The sequence below is a fragment of the Alteromonas sp. D210916BOD_24 genome (assembly GCF_047159385.1).
GTDB lineage: Bacteria > Pseudomonadota > Gammaproteobacteria > Enterobacterales > Alteromonadaceae > Alteromonas.
The window spans coordinates 1,595,218-1,610,734 of record NZ_AP038333.1; the positions used below are offsets into that span (position 1 = coordinate 1,595,218).

The 15,517-nt window shown below is 43.3% G+C and carries 14 protein-coding genes, 1 tRNA gene and 1 pseudogene; 12 read left to right on the forward strand and 4 right to left on the reverse strand.

Annotated features, from left to right (window positions below; translation table 11 throughout):
• The 6 genes from glmM to ACMCM8_RS06965 all read left to right on the forward strand — a co-directional run bounded on the left by glmM (position 1) and on the right by ACMCM8_RS06965 (position 5,709).
• Positions 1–1,344: a phosphoglucosamine mutase gene (gene glmM / locus ACMCM8_RS06940; protein ID WP_412726800.1), complete on the forward strand. Its 1,344-nt coding sequence runs from the start codon at positions 1–3 to the stop codon at positions 1,342–1,344.
• Between the two features lie 96 nt (positions 1,345–1,440).
• On the forward strand, positions 1,441–2,184 hold the full coding sequence (gene tpiA, locus ACMCM8_RS06945; protein WP_412726802.1) for a triose-phosphate isomerase: 744 nt from the start codon (positions 1,441–1,443) through the stop codon (positions 2,182–2,184).
• A 10-nt stretch (positions 2,185–2,194) separates the two neighbouring features.
• On the forward strand, positions 2,195–2,596 hold the full coding sequence (gene secG, locus ACMCM8_RS06950; RefSeq protein ID WP_412726804.1) for a preprotein translocase subunit SecG: 402 nt from the start codon (positions 2,195–2,197) through the stop codon (positions 2,594–2,596).
• A gap of 22 nt (positions 2,597–2,618) precedes the next feature.
• A tRNA-Leu gene (locus tag ACMCM8_RS06955) sits at positions 2,619–2,704 on the forward strand.
• Positions 2,705–2,975: 271 nt separating this feature from the next.
• Entirely contained in the window at positions 2,976–5,270 is a 2,295-nt protein-coding gene (locus ACMCM8_RS06960) for a bifunctional diguanylate cyclase/phosphodiesterase (RefSeq protein WP_412726806.1), read from the forward strand.
• A gap of 280 nt (positions 5,271–5,550) precedes the next feature.
• The gene (locus ACMCM8_RS06965) at positions 5,551–5,709 is read left to right on the forward strand and encodes a YqaE/Pmp3 family membrane protein (RefSeq protein ID WP_014949371.1); all 159 of its coding nucleotides are present in this window, start codon (positions 5,551–5,553) and stop codon (positions 5,707–5,709) included.
• Positions 5,710–5,792: 83 nt separating this feature from the next.
• Here the strand turns inward: ACMCM8_RS06965 and ACMCM8_RS06970 are convergent, their stop codons facing one another.
• Together ACMCM8_RS06970 and ACMCM8_RS06975 are read right to left on the reverse strand one after the other, a co-directional pair.
• Positions 5,793–6,248, reverse strand: a complete 456-nt coding sequence (locus ACMCM8_RS06970) for a hemerythrin domain-containing protein (RefSeq protein WP_412726808.1) — start codon at positions 6,246–6,248, stop codon at positions 5,793–5,795.
• Positions 6,249–6,531: 283 nt separating this feature from the next.
• Positions 6,532–8,154 (reverse strand): diacylglycerol kinase family protein, encoded by a 1,623-nt coding sequence (locus ACMCM8_RS06975; RefSeq protein ID WP_412726810.1) that lies wholly within the window; start codon positions 8,152–8,154, stop codon positions 6,532–6,534.
• Positions 8,155–8,318: 164 nt separating this feature from the next.
• Here ACMCM8_RS06975 and ACMCM8_RS06980 point away from each other — a divergent pair, with 164 nt between their 5' ends.
• Positions 8,319–8,864: a DUF2878 domain-containing protein gene (locus tag ACMCM8_RS06980; RefSeq protein WP_412726812.1), complete on the forward strand. Its 546-nt coding sequence runs from the start codon at positions 8,319–8,321 to the stop codon at positions 8,862–8,864.
• Positions 8,865–8,936: 72 nt separating this feature from the next.
• Here the strand turns inward: ACMCM8_RS06980 and ACMCM8_RS06985 are convergent, their stop codons facing one another.
• Positions 8,937–9,767 carry an HAD family hydrolase gene (locus ACMCM8_RS06985; protein WP_412726814.1) on the reverse strand — a complete coding sequence of 277 codons (831 nt, stop codon included), beginning with the start codon at positions 9,765–9,767 and terminating at the stop codon, positions 8,937–8,939.
• A 155-nt stretch (positions 9,768–9,922) separates the two neighbouring features.
• Positions 9,923–10,483 (reverse strand): hypothetical protein, encoded by a 561-nt coding sequence (locus ACMCM8_RS06990; RefSeq protein WP_412726816.1) that lies wholly within the window; start codon positions 10,481–10,483, stop codon positions 9,923–9,925.
• 1,016 nt (positions 10,484–11,499) lie between these two features.
• Here ACMCM8_RS06990 and ACMCM8_RS06995 point away from each other — a divergent pair.
• From ACMCM8_RS06995 to ACMCM8_RS07015, 5 genes and pseudogenes are all read left to right on the forward strand, one after another.
• Complete coding sequence (locus tag ACMCM8_RS06995; RefSeq protein ID WP_412726818.1) at positions 11,500–11,673, forward strand: hypothetical protein; 174 nt, start codon at positions 11,500–11,502, stop codon at positions 11,671–11,673.
• Positions 11,670–12,014, forward strand: a pseudogene (locus tag ACMCM8_RS07000) (sodium:solute symporter family transporter); the annotation flags it as partial. The gene ACMCM8_RS06995 and the pseudogene ACMCM8_RS07000, both read left to right, overlap by 4 nt.
• Positions 12,015–12,030: 16 nt before the next feature.
• Entirely contained in the window at positions 12,031–13,140 is a 1,110-nt protein-coding gene (proB, locus tag ACMCM8_RS07005) for a glutamate 5-kinase (protein ID WP_412726820.1), read from the forward strand.
• Positions 13,137–14,384, forward strand: coding sequence for a glutamate-5-semialdehyde dehydrogenase (locus ACMCM8_RS07010; RefSeq protein ID WP_412726822.1), 1,248 nt, complete (start codon positions 13,137–13,139; stop codon positions 14,382–14,384). Before proB ends, ACMCM8_RS07010 begins: the two co-directional genes overlap by 4 nt.
• Positions 14,385–14,559: 175 nt before the next feature.
• Entirely contained in the window at positions 14,560–15,510 is a 951-nt protein-coding gene (locus ACMCM8_RS07015) for a mechanosensitive ion channel family protein (protein WP_412726824.1), read from the forward strand.
• Positions 15,511–15,517 lie beyond the last annotated feature (7 nt).

Sequence of the window (15,517 nt, forward strand, 5' to 3'; positions counted from 1 at the left end):
ATGAGCCAGCGCAAATACTTTGGTACTGATGGTATCCGCGGTAAAGTAGGCGAAAGCAATATCAACCCTGAATTTGTTACTAAGCTCGGTTGGGCAGCAGGGAAAGTACTGGCAGGTCGTGGTACCAATAAGGTATTGATTGGTAAAGACACCCGTATTTCTGGCTATATGCTGGAATCGTCACTGGAGGCAGGGTTATCCGCGGCAGGTATTGATATAGGTCTACTCGGTCCTATGCCTACGCCTGCAATTGCGTACTTAACAAAAACATTTCGCTCTGAAGCCGGTATTGTGATTAGCGCATCACACAATCCGTTTTATGACAATGGTATAAAGTTTTTCTCTGCGCAGGGGTTCAAGCTGGACGATGATATTGAATTGGCAATAGAAGCTATGCTTGAGCAGCCAATGACATGTGTGGCTTCCAACAAACTAGGTAAAGCTACGCGTATTAATGACGCCGCTGGCCGTTATATCGAGTTTTGTAAAGGCACGTTTCCTTCAGAGTTATCACTGACAGGCTTAAAAATAGTGGTGGACTGTGCACATGGTGCGACGTACCACATAGCGCCTAATGTACTACGCGAATTGGGTGCAACCGTAATCGAGTTAGGTACCGCGCCAAATGGCCTTAACATCAACGATGGTGTTGGTGCCACATCGATGGATGCCATTGTTGAAAAAGTGAAGGAATCACAAGCCGATTTGGGCTTTGCACTGGATGGCGACGGCGACAGACTAATGATGGTAGACCACTTAGGCAATGTGCTGGACGGTGATCAGATTGTCTATATTATTGCCCGCGATGCGTTGAAAAATGGCAAAATGCAAGGCGGCGTAGTGGGCACGCTTATGAGCAACTTAGGTTTAGAGAATGCCTTAAGTAAATTGGGTGTGCCATTTGCCAGAAGTAATGTGGGCGATCGTTATGTAATGGAGTTATTGCAACAGAAAGGCTGGTCGATTGGTGGTGAAAACTCAGGTCATATTCTCAATTTGAATATGAGTTCTACCGGTGATGGCATTGTTGCGGGTCTGCAGGTGCTTGCTGCTATGTTGCGTTCGCAGTTAGATCTACACGATTTAGCCAGTGGCTTTGATATGTACCCACAAACATTAATCAATGTGCGCTATAGCAATCAACAGGAAGATTATCTTGCTCATGAGATGGTGCAAAATGCAAAGGCCGAAGCTGAAAAGGCGTTAGGGAAAACCGGCCGCGTTTTATTGCGTAAAAGTGGTACTGAACCGCTTATTAGAGTGATGGTCGAATCGAATAATGAGCAGCATTCTCAGAAATGGGCAGAGCACATTGCTGAAACTGTTCGTAATCTCGCCAATTAGTTGGCGTAACTGGAAATTTTACTTTTTGTGCTTGTATCTTACTAATTAAATAGTTAATATCACGCCCGCTTGAGAGACAGGGCTAAGGTCTGCGTTGTGAGTAAAAATAATAGACAGCCTTTCGTGGCTGGCAATTGGAAAATGAACGGAAGTCTTGCACTGGTTGCTGACTTTAATGAAAAGCTAAATACGGTAAATACCCGTGCTCAAGTGGTTATTTGCGCACCGTCAGTTTTACTTCATGCTTTCAAATCGACGGCATTTTCTATTGGGGCTCAAAACGTCAGTCACTTAGACAACGGTGCTCACACTGGTGAATTATCAGTAAGTATGCTTAAAGAAGCGGGCTGTGAATTTGCTATTGTTGGCCATTCAGAACGACGCGAAGATCAAGGTGAATCTAATTCACTGGTAGCGCAAAAAGCGGCAAAATGCATTGCTGGCAATTTGACACCGATTATTTGTGTAGGCGAATCACTTGAAGTGAGAGAGGCCGGCCAAGTAGAAGCGTTCGTTGGTCAACAGCTCGACGCATTAATTGATGTTTTATCTATTGATGAACTCAAACAAAGTGTTATTGCGTACGAACCTATCTGGGCAATTGGCACAGGTAAGACAGCGAGTCCTGAACAAGCTCAAGAAGTACACGAATTTATTCGCGGTTACTTTGCTAAAGTAGACGCTGAGTTAGCACAAGGCCTTCGTATTGTATACGGTGGTAGTGTTAAGCCTGAAAACGCTGAAACATTGTTTGCACAAAATGATGTGGATGGCGGATTAATTGGCGGTGCTAGCTTAAAAGCAGAAGATTTTATTTCAATTTGCCACGCGGCAAACTGACGAGGTATTTATGATTTACGAAGTGCTATTAGTCGCATATCTAATTGTTGCACTGCTACTTATTGGATTTGTACTAATCCAACAGGGCAAGGGTGCCGATATGGGCGCTTCATTTGGCTCTGGCGGTTCAAATACAGTATTTGGTGCTACGGGTTCGGGCAATTTTATGACCAGAACGACGGCAATTTTAGCAGGTTTGTTCTTCTTCATTAGCTTGACCTTAGGTGCAATGACTGCAAATAAAGAAAGCGCTGAAGACGAGTGGAACAACTTAGAAGTACCGGCTTCTGTAGAAGCACCGGTTGAAGTTCCTGCTGACAAAGATGTGCCAGTTGTAGAAGACACAACAACAGATGTGCCTGCAACTGAAGAAAATACAACTGACGTTCCAAAAGTGGACGACGGTAACTAAGCATCAAACAAGTAAAAATTTCGCGGAAGTGGTGGAATTGGTAGACACGCCATCTTGAGGGGGTGGTGAGCATAGCTCGTGCGGGTTCAAGTCCCGCTTTCCGCACCAATTAATAAAAACCAGCTAAGGCTGGTTTTTTTGTGCCTGTTCATTGGTCAAGGCTACAGCAAAGACAACGATTATAGCGAATTAATTACTGCGCGATGTTAAAACGCTATAGTCAAACGCCTCAAGGCTAGTTTCGTGATTTGAAACTGTTTCACTATTTTTAGCAAATACAGCGTGTTACTACTGTTGTAAAAAGCCAGGATGGGCTATTCTCTTTATTCCTAATTTTTCTTTACCCAACAAATAACTAGATCCATCATGGGGCGCGATAGTGCAGAAAACACTAAGTCAAAGTCTATTCCAAACTCTTCTTATCGGTATATTAATCGCGTCTCTTTTGATTATTGGTGCGGTCTGGAAATCTGCAAATAAATTAGTCGTTGAAAATATCGACCAAGATATTGCTTTAGCTGAAAAAGTTTTTGACAAAGTGGTTGATGACCGACAAGAAGTCATTAGCAGCGTGTCTAACGTTTTATCGCGCTCATTCGATTTTAGAACTGCAGTGGGTACGCAGGATCTTCCCTCCATAGAAGCCGCGTTTACCAGTTATGCCAGTCGGCTAAATACCGATATCATTGCGTTAGTCAGCTTAGATCACAAAGTAGTTGTATCTAATGCACCATTGTTTTCAGTCGGTGACACCTTACATAGTTCGTTGTCACTCAGTGCCAAAGGCGTGAATAGTGGCTTTTTTGTGGTTAACGACAAATTGGTTCAAATTAATATGTACCGTGTTGAAATACCGACATTGCGCTATTACTTGATCATCGGTATAGAGTTTGACGACGGTTTACTAAACGAACTGAAATCATTAGTAGATGCCGATATTATTATTTCTCATGCACAAAACGAAACCGTGCTTGGGAGTACACTTGACGAAGAGACGGCGGCGCGCGTTTTAACCATACGAAAAGACCCATCTTGGTTTGATGTTACGTTTAATAACGACTATTCGTACTTCGCCCGAAAAGTAAATATCACTTCTGAAATAGCATTGCCGGTTACTATTACGTTGGCTATGGACGCATCTGCGTCGTTTAATGCATTTAGCAACATTCAACTTACCATTCTAATTTTTACAGTTATTGCCATATTTATTGCCTTAGCATTCTCGATGTTGTTGTCCCGCAATGTTAGCCAGTCGGTTTCTGACCTTGTAAAAGCGGTTAATAAGGTCGCAGCCGGGCACTATGGCGCCACCCTTAAAAAGCCTTCAAAACTCACCGAAATTACGGCGTTGGCAAACGCCGTAGACAGCATGCAGGAAAGTATACAAAGCCGTGAGAAGCACATACGCTACCAAGCCCAGCACGATGTGCTTACGGGTATGTATAACCGCAACTACGTTGAAGATTATTTTACCTCGCAAATGGCTGAGCAACATCCGCTGCAGGTTATTGCAATAACAGTACTCGGTTTTCGTACTATTAATGACTTGTATGGCTACTCTAATGGTGACAACACAATCAAAACTTTGGCCACGCGTCTTCACGGATGGCCGGGTATAGCGGCGCGTCTTGCGGGCGGTGAAATTCTATATATTTCACACAAGTCGATGAACGATGAGCAATTAACGTCGTTAAAGCGTACTTTGGAAAGACCAGTTGAAAGTAACTTAATTTCCATACCTGTCAAAGTCGCGATGGCAGTGATCAGCTGCCCAGAAGACGCGTCTAATTCTGAAGAATTATTTCGCAAAATGAACATTGTTACCGACGAAGCCATTCATTCAGGCCATTGGTGTGTCCGCTATCGCACTGAGTTGGAAGACAAGTATACGCGCAGGTTGTCCATTACCACTGAATTGAAGCGAATACTGGCCAGTCAGCAAGACGAGCTTTCGATGGTTTATCAGCCAAAAATTGATCTTGCCACTATGAAAGTGTGCAGCATGGAAGCACTGATACGCTGGAACAACAGTCAGCTGGGCTTTGTACCACCAGATGAGTTTATTACCATAGCCGAACAGGCTGGACTTATTGAACAAGTGACCACTTGGGTAATGCAGCAGACTATTACCGATCTGGCTTATTTTAGAAGTAAGGGATATACCTTTACGGTAGCGATGAATTTATCAACGCAGGATATTCAAAACAAAGTGTTGCTGAATAATCTGGTAGCCACATTAAATAAACAAGGGCTGTCACCCGAAGCGTTGGAGTTAGAAATTACTGAAAGCGATTTAGTAGCTGACGCTGCACTTGCCATTGAAAACCTAACCGAGCTAACCGCACGGGGTTTTCATTTTGCGATTGATGACTTCGGTACTGGATATTCGTCGTTAGCTTACCTCAAAAACTTGCCGGTTAAGACCATTAAGATAGATAAGAGTTTTATCTTAGATCTCGCTACTGATGACAATGACCAGCAAATAGTGCACACCGTATTAAGGTTAGCTAATGCGTTTGACCTTAAGGTGGTGGCCGAGGGCGTAGAAGATAGTGCCTCTCTGGATATTTTGAAAGAGTGGGGGTGTGATATTGCACAAGGATATTACATTAGCCGCCCACTTAAGAAAGCTGATTTGGAAAATTGGCTGCAAAATGCATCTTTTGGCGGATAGCATTTCACCGTTTTTCACATTAATGTACAGGCCGTTGTGTAAGCATTAAACCCGTTCAGGCTTTTCAGCTAGTTTTATCAACTCTGCATAGTCCTTTAGCGCGTAATTCTATTGAGCGTGCATGGCATTTTATATGCATATATGCAAATGAACAAAAGAGTTAGTTTGATGGCAAACTGAATTCGAGGCGTTTAAAACGCCTGCAAATGAGTATTTACACCACAGTGTGACACTTTTGCTTACACCGCTGTGAAATTACTTCAACAATAAGGAATTTTTTATGGACATTATCCGAATTTTACTTTCAATTTTACTGCCGCCTTTAGGTGTATTTTTACAGGTGGGTATCGGCGCTCATTTTTGGATCAATATCCTGTTAACGATTTTGGGTTACTTTCCAGGCGTAATTCACGCGGTTTACATTATCGCTAAAAAGTAACAATACCCGTTAAAGGAAAGCCAGCTTATTGTATCAATAGGCTGGCTTTTTGGGTTTTATAGCAATGCATGTGCACACAGCAATTACGCCGTTGCAGACGCGGCCTCAAGTTCCTGTTGCATTTCCTGACGGTATTGTGCTGCCAGTTTGGTTTTCTGACGGTCGTTAAGCACTTTTCCTGCTACTTGAAAGAACTCTTGTTCTTCGTCTGCTAAATGGTGTTCCACTTTCTCTTGCAATGACTTTAAGTGGCGCAACCACGCTGGAGAACTCATATCCGTGTCTTCTAATTTTTCAATTAGCTCATCAATCTCATGATGCTCTGCGATCCCGTGTCGGGTTAGTGCTATCGTCTCGTCTTTTTCCAGGAGGTGGGTATAAAAATGACGCTCTTCTGCCACCGCGTGGCTTTCCAGTTGCGCTTTAAGTTCATTAAAGTATTCGCGACGTGCAGCGGTATCACCACTTGTTTCTGCGAGTATCTTTAAAAGTAAACGTTGTTTTTCATGGTCTTGGCGCAAGGCTTCAAAAATCTTCATGGGGTAAATCCTCAGGTAAAATAAAATAGACCATGGAACTAATGCGAGATTTATTCCAATCAATGAAGCTAGATAAGTTTCTGTTTTCTTTAAATTAATAGCTTTCTTCTTCAAAAATAAGCGCTACCTGGTCAACCCTTAACAGCAAAACTTACATTGGAGGATGCGATTTATTCACACTGCCTGAACGTGAAGGTACACTTATACTCCCTTAACTGTTTTATGTAGATAGGTGCTTTTTGCGACATAATTGCGCGTTAGTAAGCTGCTCTAATTATTTGCGCTAACTATTTGCGTTACATAATACGTGCAGGCTCTTAGGGCGTGTCTCAATTACTAATTTGTTTGCATGGTAAATTTCACCATCCACGGCATAAGGTGTTTCCTTATCAAATGCCAATTCAATTGTGGCTGCCCGTTGATGATGAATGGTGTCAGATTGCTTTTTCGCATCTGACGGGCTGAGTACAAGTTCAGCAAGCGACAAAAACTGACGATCTGAACTAGGGTGTGGCGTTAACCAGGTAAGATCCAATTTGCCATCGGTAATGTCGGGCGGTTCAAACCCTTGCGCCAATGCTGTTGTTATCGGTGCGGCATTAGCAATAACCATGCTAGGCGTGGTTAGCGAACGAGCAGGGGCTTCATCTAAGGTGAGAGTAAAGGTCATGTCTTCATTGTTTGAAATCGCATTCCACAAACCTTTAAGATAGGCAAATTGCCCTCCTTCGTTTTTTTCTTCTCTATCTGCTGCAGAGATCATTTTTTCTTCAAAGCCTACAGCCGCGACGAGTAACATGACATGGTTGTTACATGTGGCTGTATCTATTGCTAACGTGTCACCTTTAATGATGATGTCGCACGCCGTACTAATTGGCATCACTTTACTCATGTAGCCATGTAAGACTTGGCTTAACGCATTTGCTGTACCAAATGGAATAATTCCCATGGTGACATCTGAACCCACCAGCGCACTGGCAACTTCTGTTAGTGTACCGTCACCACCGCACGCAATAACTACCTTTGCGCCGTTATCAATGGCTTGTTCAGCTAGGTTTTTTCCATTTACCGCTTGGGTTGTTTCCATAACGGTGACATTGAAATGCTCGTTCAGCCTTGCGAGCACGTCGTCTTTATACTGAGCCCATTTACCTCCACCAGCAACGGGGTTCACAATGAGTGCAAGCTTTTTGTGTAGTGACAGAAGGCCACCGTCTTTTACTTTCTGTAATGCAGCCAGTTGACGTTGGTTCAACCGTGCTGTTTGGCGTATTTCATTAATTTTTTTAAGCGATTGGCTAACAGCTAAATTACGATCTTTCGCTAATAAGTAAGCTGCAACCACCAACACTGACCGCCCCCGACCCAAGGCGCAATGCACGACAACATTTTTACCTTCTTCAGATTGCTGGCGTAGCCAATTGATAGCATGAACTAATTGTTCAGGGGTAGGGCTGGTATGATCAAGCACTGGTATGTTCAGGTAGCGGAAATCTTCCTGATATGCCGTCCAATCTAAACCGTCAAATTCAGCAGTAACGTCAAGTATTGCATCAATACCGTGTTCTTTTAATAAATCCACATGTTGACTAGACATTCGGCACGCTAAAAAAAGCTGTTCTTCAATTTTTTGTAGCGGTGGAACTTTGTCAGTGCGCCTTGCATATTCATTATACAACCACGAACCCAGTAAAAACGGCACAAAAATCCATCGAATGTAAAAGGGGATCGATCCATCTTCGCGTTTGCGAAATAAGCTTGGGTAGTTAAGCAGGTATGCACTGCTCACGGCTATAAGTGAAAATGCTGTCCAGGCTAACACAATTGACAGCAGTATAGATGGCACCACTACGCTTAACACAAGCGCTACTAATGCACCCATTACGTAATACTTAACCATTTTCACGTTGTACATATCCTTTGTTTAATACTCTGTATTTCTATACTTGTACTTTGTGTTTTTCGTTTACTTTTAAATGGGGTTTAGCGATTGTGTGTGCGGTGTTGTGAAAGTGAACTATCTCCATTGAAAACACGTAAGGGAAGGAGTGAAACCTGTAAGTGGTAAACATGAAAAATAACGCATTCTTACCAGTGCTTAACGGCATTGGTTTTCAGGTAATCTGGTGGTTGGTGATCCTATTTCAAAACAACGCTATCGCGCCGGTCATGGGGCTAATTTTGCTGTGGTTGTGGTTTTCGCCAACGCGGACACTGGACATTAAATTAATGATAGCCGTCACCATTTTAGGCACGCTTATAGACGGCGCGCTGACGCTTTCAGGAATATTTGTATTTGAGCAGCGCCATCAACTGGTGGCCTTTTGGCCAATTCCCGTTTGGTTAAGCCTGCTTTGGAGCGCGTTGGCAGTAACTCTGGTGCATAGTTTATCTTTGTTTCGCAATCGCAGGGCTTTAGCTGCATTGGTTGGGGGGCATTTGGCGCCTTTGAGTTATTTAGCAGGCGCAAAACTCGGTGCAGTCACCCTTGGTACAGAAACACTTTTCACCTATTTTATTTTAGCCGGTATTTGGGCTGTGGCTTTTCCTTTGTGTTTCTACCTTTCAAAGCGACTTGATTCGAGCGAACTTAAAACCAGTACGCAAGCTGTGTGATTATAATGCCTTACATGTATTAATAGACGGCACGTCTTGGCTACCAGTAAACAAAGCGATTCAATGGTAATGCTACAGTGAAAACCGTTCTCTTAGGAACCTGGCAATACCGTCTTCATCATGATGGCCTATCACCGATGTTGCTGCCTCTTTTATCATCGCTTTGGCGTTAGCGGGTGCATAGGCTTCATCGGCTAAGTGAAACATACTGATGTCATTGTCACTGTCGCCGAAACAAATCACATTACTAGCCCCTAATTGTGCTTTTAGTATTTCAACCGCACTGCCTTTGTTGGCAAGTTTATGATGGACATCCATCCAACGATACTCTTCGCCTTCAATAGCAGGCCCTGAATATGCTATTAGTCCTTCGTGGGCATTTAACTCTTTATACATACCGTAAATGCGGTTTGCCTCACCAATCATACTGATATTGGTAATGTTAGCATGAAGAGGCAATCGCTCGGCTGGCTCTAATATCGCTTTTGTGCGAGAGAAGTATTTGTCTATGAGATCCCGTTCTACATTGTGCTTGGGTTCACTGTGGTAGATGACATGATCGTGGTTCTGGCTTTGTAAATTAACCGTATTGATGAAAGGCGTAATGCCGTTGTCGTGTGCGCAGGATAAAATGGCATTGACTTCACTTGGCGCCAACAGGTTTTCCAACGTTAACGCATTCCCCGTTGGATCCCAGATGGCTACACCATTGTTGTATATGTGGGGAAGTACAAAAGAAGTGCCTTGCAACACGTACTGGGCAGAATGCATTGTCCTTCCGGTCGCTACCGTATAGGCAATATCTTTTTCGGCCAAAAGCGCTAGCGTGTCCTTTGTAAAGTTAGAAATCTGAGAAGACTTATTGAGGAGTGTCCCGTCTAAGTCAAAGAAAATAAGATCCATATTTGGGTGCCTGAAGAACTGCGAAGATACTAATAGACTTACTAGTATATTACGCAAATATTGCCGTTTTGTTTACCCGTTATTTTATTCAGACACGTTGGCCCGCTTGGATAAACCTGTACAAACGGGCCTTCAACTTACAAACAGGGTGTGAACTAGCGCGCAGACTCGACAACTTTGGTGGAGTGGCGTTTTAGCACCGACACCACATCTTTTGCTGACTGGGTCTTACGCAAATTAATGATAAGTGCCACTTTACCGTAGCGAATAGCATGTTTCACCGATTGCACGAGTTCGTCTCGATCGGGGCGTAAACTGATAAGACCCGCTACAAACAAGCCAATAAATATACCGGGGCTTATCAGCGCAATATACGTGAATACGGGGTTTTGCTGGGTAAATGCTGGCCCATATTGAGTAAGTAAATAAGCAACAATTAACCCTTGTACTAAACCAAACGTGCCCAGTAGTAGGTGAGAAGACCACAAGCGCTGACCTATCAACCGGCTATCTCTTTCTAGCTTCTCACTAAAACGTGGATCGTTGCCTTGAATAAGTTCAACCTGAGACAGATCGACATCCGCATTGTTTTGTACCATGGTGAGGGTTTGTTGTGCTTTTTGTTTTGTTTCAAATACAGCAGCTACTTGCAGTTCGTCATTAGGAATAACTGCTCCTCTCACATTACTGTGCTCGGCAGATGATGAAATTGGCATAATGAATTCCTTACTCTTCACAAAATTACATTTAAGGGGGCAGGGTATCTATAGGACAAATATTCCTCACACTAATCCAAAGCCCGGCTTAACTGTTAATCTGGTTTGCACTGACTTCGTGTAACGCTTACGTTTAACTGTCTATACCTATACAAAATGTGTTCCAAAGTAATAATTCTCTAAAATCCAGCTGTTTAATAAATTCGTTTGTTGTTTTATGTGTTTGAAAATATACGTAAAAATATTTACGTTGATAACAAGTGTTGTGCTGCAAAGCAAACAAATTACCCTGTCTTCAGGCTAAGAACGTGTTGTTTATTCACGACACATTACCCAATACGACAAATTTACAATGTGCCCTATGGCGATATTCGGCCGGTACATGCCGCTTTACAAAAATTGGCAGCGCATTTAAGTAAGCGTGTATCCACAGTACTGGGAAATACACCCGCAGAATGCCGCCAATATTACATTCAACCTAAACTGTTTAGCATCATTGTAAACAATGAAAAGTGCAAAATGGTTATTGCTAAGGTTAAATCGTTTTCAAACGAAAAGTTTACCGAGTTGGCACTGTTAACCCCAATTGAAAAGCGTTTAATAGATGTTATTTGAGGTGGGCGCGCTTTGGTAATAAAGCGAAGTTAAATATGTTTAATTGTTATATGTATTTATGTGCTGACGTAATAAATCAATAACTTTTATTGTTTCACGGTTAGTTGGGTGTGAATTTATTTCTATTAATATCAATGTAATATGAAGTGGTTATTAACATAATTGTGTGTGAAACGTTTCTCTTGTCATATTTTAACTAGCGCCTGAAATTTATGGGTTGTTTAATTATCGAACTTGAAATAATTTTTAAAAGCTTTATATTGTTTGAGCTCAAATGATTATTGCTCAATGCAATTTGAGGGCTGGCCATACAACTGTACATTGCAGTTTGGTTAGGCTCGCCCAGTTACATAGTGAGTAATAGTCGATGTGTTTGAGCAACAGAGGAATATACAAACGTTATGCCAATGGAAAGTTACCTTTCACTAGCGGTTTATTTCATCGCTATGTTAGGAATAGGGTTATTTGCATACCGACAATCTACCAGTGATATCTCTGGTTACATTCTAGGTGGGCGACAAGTGAGCCCACAAGTCACAGCGCTCTCTGCAGGCGCCTCCGACATCCCCAGTTGAATGCCTCGAACACTATTTTGTCGTTAGTCAGTAACGCCTGGGCAGGATTTGGTGCGGCATTTGGTCCACTTGTACTGTTTTGTCTGTATAAAAAGGACCTGACAGCAAAAGCGGCGATGGCCGGAATGATTAGCGGGGCGGTTACCGTATTATTTTGGATTTATGCGCCAGTGCTGGCTGAAGGTAAGACGTTAAGCAGTGTTATTTATGAAATTATTCCAGGCTTTGCTGTAAGTACGTTAGCGCTGTATTGGGTGAGCCATTTCGGTGAAAACCCATCGCGCAACGTACAAGCAACTTTTGTGCAGGCCAGTGAAGAATTAGCGAATCAACAATCTTAAGGTTAAAAAGTTTATTATGAGTCATCCTAAATGGAAACGCGTAGTCATCAAGGTAGGAAGTGCGCTTATCTCACCCAATCAACAAGGGTGTAGTAGCCACTATTTACTGAGTATTGCGCAATTTATCGTGCGATGCAGAACGAACGGTACGCAAGTCGTACTTGTGTCTTCTGGCTCGGTCGCCGCAGGGGCGCACCTGTTTCCAGAGTTAGAAAAGTCAGATATCGCGGTTAAAAAAGCCATGGCGGCTGCTGGGCAAACAGAAATGATTGCCACGTGGGATAGGTTATTCGATTTTCCATCAGCACAAATGTTACTAACCCATGCTGACTTGCGAGACAGAGAGCGTTACGTGAGTATTCGTGAAACAATTTTCAGTTTGTTAGACAACAACATTCTGCCCATTGTGAACGAGAACGATACGGTGACCACCGACAAATTGAAAGTGGGCGATAACGACAATTTATCTGCTATGGTGGCGTCGGCTGCTGAAGCTGATGCACTGATCATCTGTTCGGATATCGATGGGTTGTACGACAAAAATCCGCACGAACACGACGATGCTAAATTGCTCAAGTCGGTGGATCACATTGATGAAAGCATTTACGCCATGGCGGGCGGCGCAGTAAAAGGTGGTGTTGGCACCGGTGGTATGCGCACCAAAATAGAAGCAGCCGAAAAAGCCGTATCGCATGGCATAGACACATATATTATTAACGGCTTTACTGAACTGTCGTTTAATATGCTGTTGGCTGGTGAAAATCCGGGCACGCATTTCAAACCTCACGCTAAGCCAATGCAGGAAAACGTGCATTGGATGCGCCATACGTCAAACGCACAGGGTGAGGTGATAGTAGAAGGGGATTTTGATGCCTCTTTAGACAGCAACGCAGAGCAACTTACCAGTAGTGAAATTATTGATGTGAAAGGTGAGTTCTCTGTAGGCGATACCATTTTAGTGCGTAAAGAAGACGGCACTAAGCTGGTAAAAGCGAAATCGAATTACAGTAGCTGTTTATTGAATTTTATTGCCAATCAGGAAAACGAAGAGTTCGCCCACGAGTTTGAAGAAAAAACCGGGCCTATTATTTCTGATCAGCACATAGCAAATCTGGAGAAAGAATGAGCATTATTACAGAGTTAGCACAACAGGCAAAAAAAGCTGCACGTACCCTGGCAATGTTAAGTGAAAGTCAGAAAAACGCGGTGTTAACTGATATGGCGGCGGCTATCCGCGCCAATAAAAGCACAATTATTGATATTAACGAAAAAGAAGTGGCGCGCGCCAAAGAAAACAACCTTGATGCCGCCATGGTCGACCGCTTAATTCTTAACGAAGAACGCATAGAGGCGATGGCCGAAGGCATTGAAGTCATTGTTGAGCTGGACGATCCGGTTGGTAAAGAGCGCGTTATCGGCACACGTCCTAACGGCATCGAAATTAAAAAGATGCGTATTCCATTAGGTGTGGTGTGCATGATTTATGAAGCACGCCCCAATGTAACTGCCGACGCGGGCGCATTGTGCTTTAAATCGGGTAACGCCGTAATATTACGTGGTGGTAAGGAAGCGCTGGATACCAGTTTGGCTATTGCCAAACTAATGCAAGACGTATTAGAAAAACACAATTTACCAAAAGCATTGGTTACCGTAGTGCCTAATCCAGATCGCGCACTTATGCAGGAACTGATGGAACAGCGCGATTACATCGACGTTATTATTCCACGTGGTGGCGAAGGGCTTATCAACTATGTAACAGACAATGCCAAAGTGCCGGTTATCCAGCACTTTAAAGGAGTCTGCCACCTGTATGTAGATAAAGACGCTGACCTCGACAAAGCCATGGCACTTTTGCTTAACGGTAAAACGCAGCGCACCGGCGTGTGTAATGCGCTGGAAGGGCTAGTGGTGCATCAGGCGGTTGCCGGCGACTTTTTACCCAAGGTAGCACAGGCGTTTAAGGAAAAAGGGGTAATCGTTCATGTAAACGAGAAAGGCAGCCAGTATTTTGAAGGGGCCGATGTTATCGCTGAAGACGCGTACGGTGAAGAATATCTTGGGTTAGAGATTGCTATTCGCGTGGTGGATGATTTTGAAGCTGCCATCGAGCATATTGCACAATTTGGTAGTAACCACACTGAGGTGATTTGCACAGAAAATGCAGAGAACGGAAAAGTATTCCAGCGTGCGGTGGATGCCAGTGTGGTAATGGTGAATGCATCATCACGCTTTTCAGATGGCAGTCAATTGGGACTGGGTGCTGAAATTGGTATTGCTACCACCAAATTACACGCATACGGCCCCATGGGGTTAGAGTCGCTGACTGCTGAGAAATATCTGGTTAACGGAGAAGGCCAGATAAGAGACTAAATAGAGTAATGCAACCAGACTGAATGACGGTTGGCTCGTCTATCGGGTTAGCCGTTTTAACTGGTCGGCATTGTGCCGTGACTGTACATCCTTCATAATAAAAGCGCTGACAATCGTCAGCGCTTTTTTTCGCTCATTCAAATGCTTATCCTCAGAGCACATTTACGGAGATTTGATGGAAATTGTGATAGACCCCGCGCAGTTATGGAATCAGGTTATATCATTTGCTGATGACTATAAGCTGCTTACATCGCTAGTACTTTTAGTTGTTTTCCACTACATCAAAAAGGGAATATTGCGCTTAATAAAACGCAGAAGTTCCCACCGCGGTGAAGATCGTCGTAATCAAATCAATATACTGGCGCAGCTGGGCAATGCCTTTATCATTATTGTGTTGATGTTGCTGTGGTCGTCAGAAATTCAAACACTGGCCATCTCAATTGCCGCGTTTATGGTGGCTATTGTGTTAGCGACCCGCGAGTTTATTCAGTGCTTTATGGGGTTTATTTATTACCTGAGCGCAAGGCCGTTTAGGGTAGGCGACTGGGTACAGATGAATAACATCATTGGCGAAGTGGTTCAAATGGATTGGGCAAAAACCGCGCTATTAGAAGTTGACCCTGAAAGTTTTAATTACACAGGTAAACACGTGTACGTGCCCAACAGTCAGTTAGTTACCCAAACCGTACGCAACCTTAATTTTATGCGCCGTTATCGTTTGCATTCATTTGAAATTGTTAATGAACCGTCGGTTAACGCGTACAGTTTACTACCAGCCTTTCACGCACGGGCACAAGCGCACTGCGAGTATTTTCGTGACGTGGCAGAACGCTACAAAGGGCTTATCGAACGTCATCTGGAACAAGAATTCATTCGAATCGATCCCACTGTAGAAATTAAAACAAACGAAATAGCTAAAATTGTAGTGAAGGTGAGTGTTTTTTGCCCAACGGCAGAAGCCCATGAACTAGAGCACAAAATGTGTTCAGATTGGTTAAGCCTGTGGTTTAGGGCGCAAAAAGAAGAGCAAAAGCAACTGCATGCCCATCACACCGAACAAAGTACGCATCAAAACGCGCCTAAAATTGCAAATGAAAGTCAAAGCACGTCAAGTGGCGTGCTGTAACGCTTTT

Excerpts from the sequence above, each read along its gene's own strand:
- glmM (WP_412726800.1), top strand. The coding sequence starts at position 1 with ATGAGCCAGCGCAAATACTTTGGTACTGATGGTATCCGCGGTAAAGTA.
- secG (WP_412726804.1), top strand. The coding sequence starts at position 2,195 with ATGATTTACGAAGTGCTATTAGTCGCATATCTAATTGTTGCACTGCTA.
- ACMCM8_RS06965 (WP_014949371.1), top strand. The coding sequence starts at position 5,551 with ATGGACATTATCCGAATTTTACTTTCAATTTTACTGCCGCCTTTAGGT.
- ACMCM8_RS06970 (WP_412726808.1), bottom strand. The coding sequence starts at position 6,248 with ATGAAGATTTTTGAAGCCTTGCGCCAAGACCATGAAAAACAACGTTTA.
- ACMCM8_RS06980 (WP_412726812.1), top strand. The coding sequence starts at position 8,319 with ATGAAAAATAACGCATTCTTACCAGTGCTTAACGGCATTGGTTTTCAG.
- ACMCM8_RS06985 (WP_412726814.1), bottom strand. The coding sequence starts at position 9,767 with ATGGATCTTATTTTCTTTGACTTAGACGGGACACTCCTCAATAAGTCT.
- ACMCM8_RS06990 (WP_412726816.1), bottom strand. The coding sequence starts at position 10,483 with ATGCCAATTTCATCATCTGCCGAGCACAGTAATGTGAGAGGAGCAGTT.
- ACMCM8_RS06995 (WP_412726818.1), top strand. The coding sequence starts at position 11,500 with ATGCCAATGGAAAGTTACCTTTCACTAGCGGTTTATTTCATCGCTATG.
- proB (WP_412726820.1), top strand. The coding sequence starts at position 12,031 with ATGAGTCATCCTAAATGGAAACGCGTAGTCATCAAGGTAGGAAGTGCG.
- ACMCM8_RS07010 (WP_412726822.1), top strand. The coding sequence starts at position 13,137 with ATGAGCATTATTACAGAGTTAGCACAACAGGCAAAAAAAGCTGCACGT.
- ACMCM8_RS07015 (WP_412726824.1), top strand. The coding sequence starts at position 14,560 with ATGGAAATTGTGATAGACCCCGCGCAGTTATGGAATCAGGTTATATCA.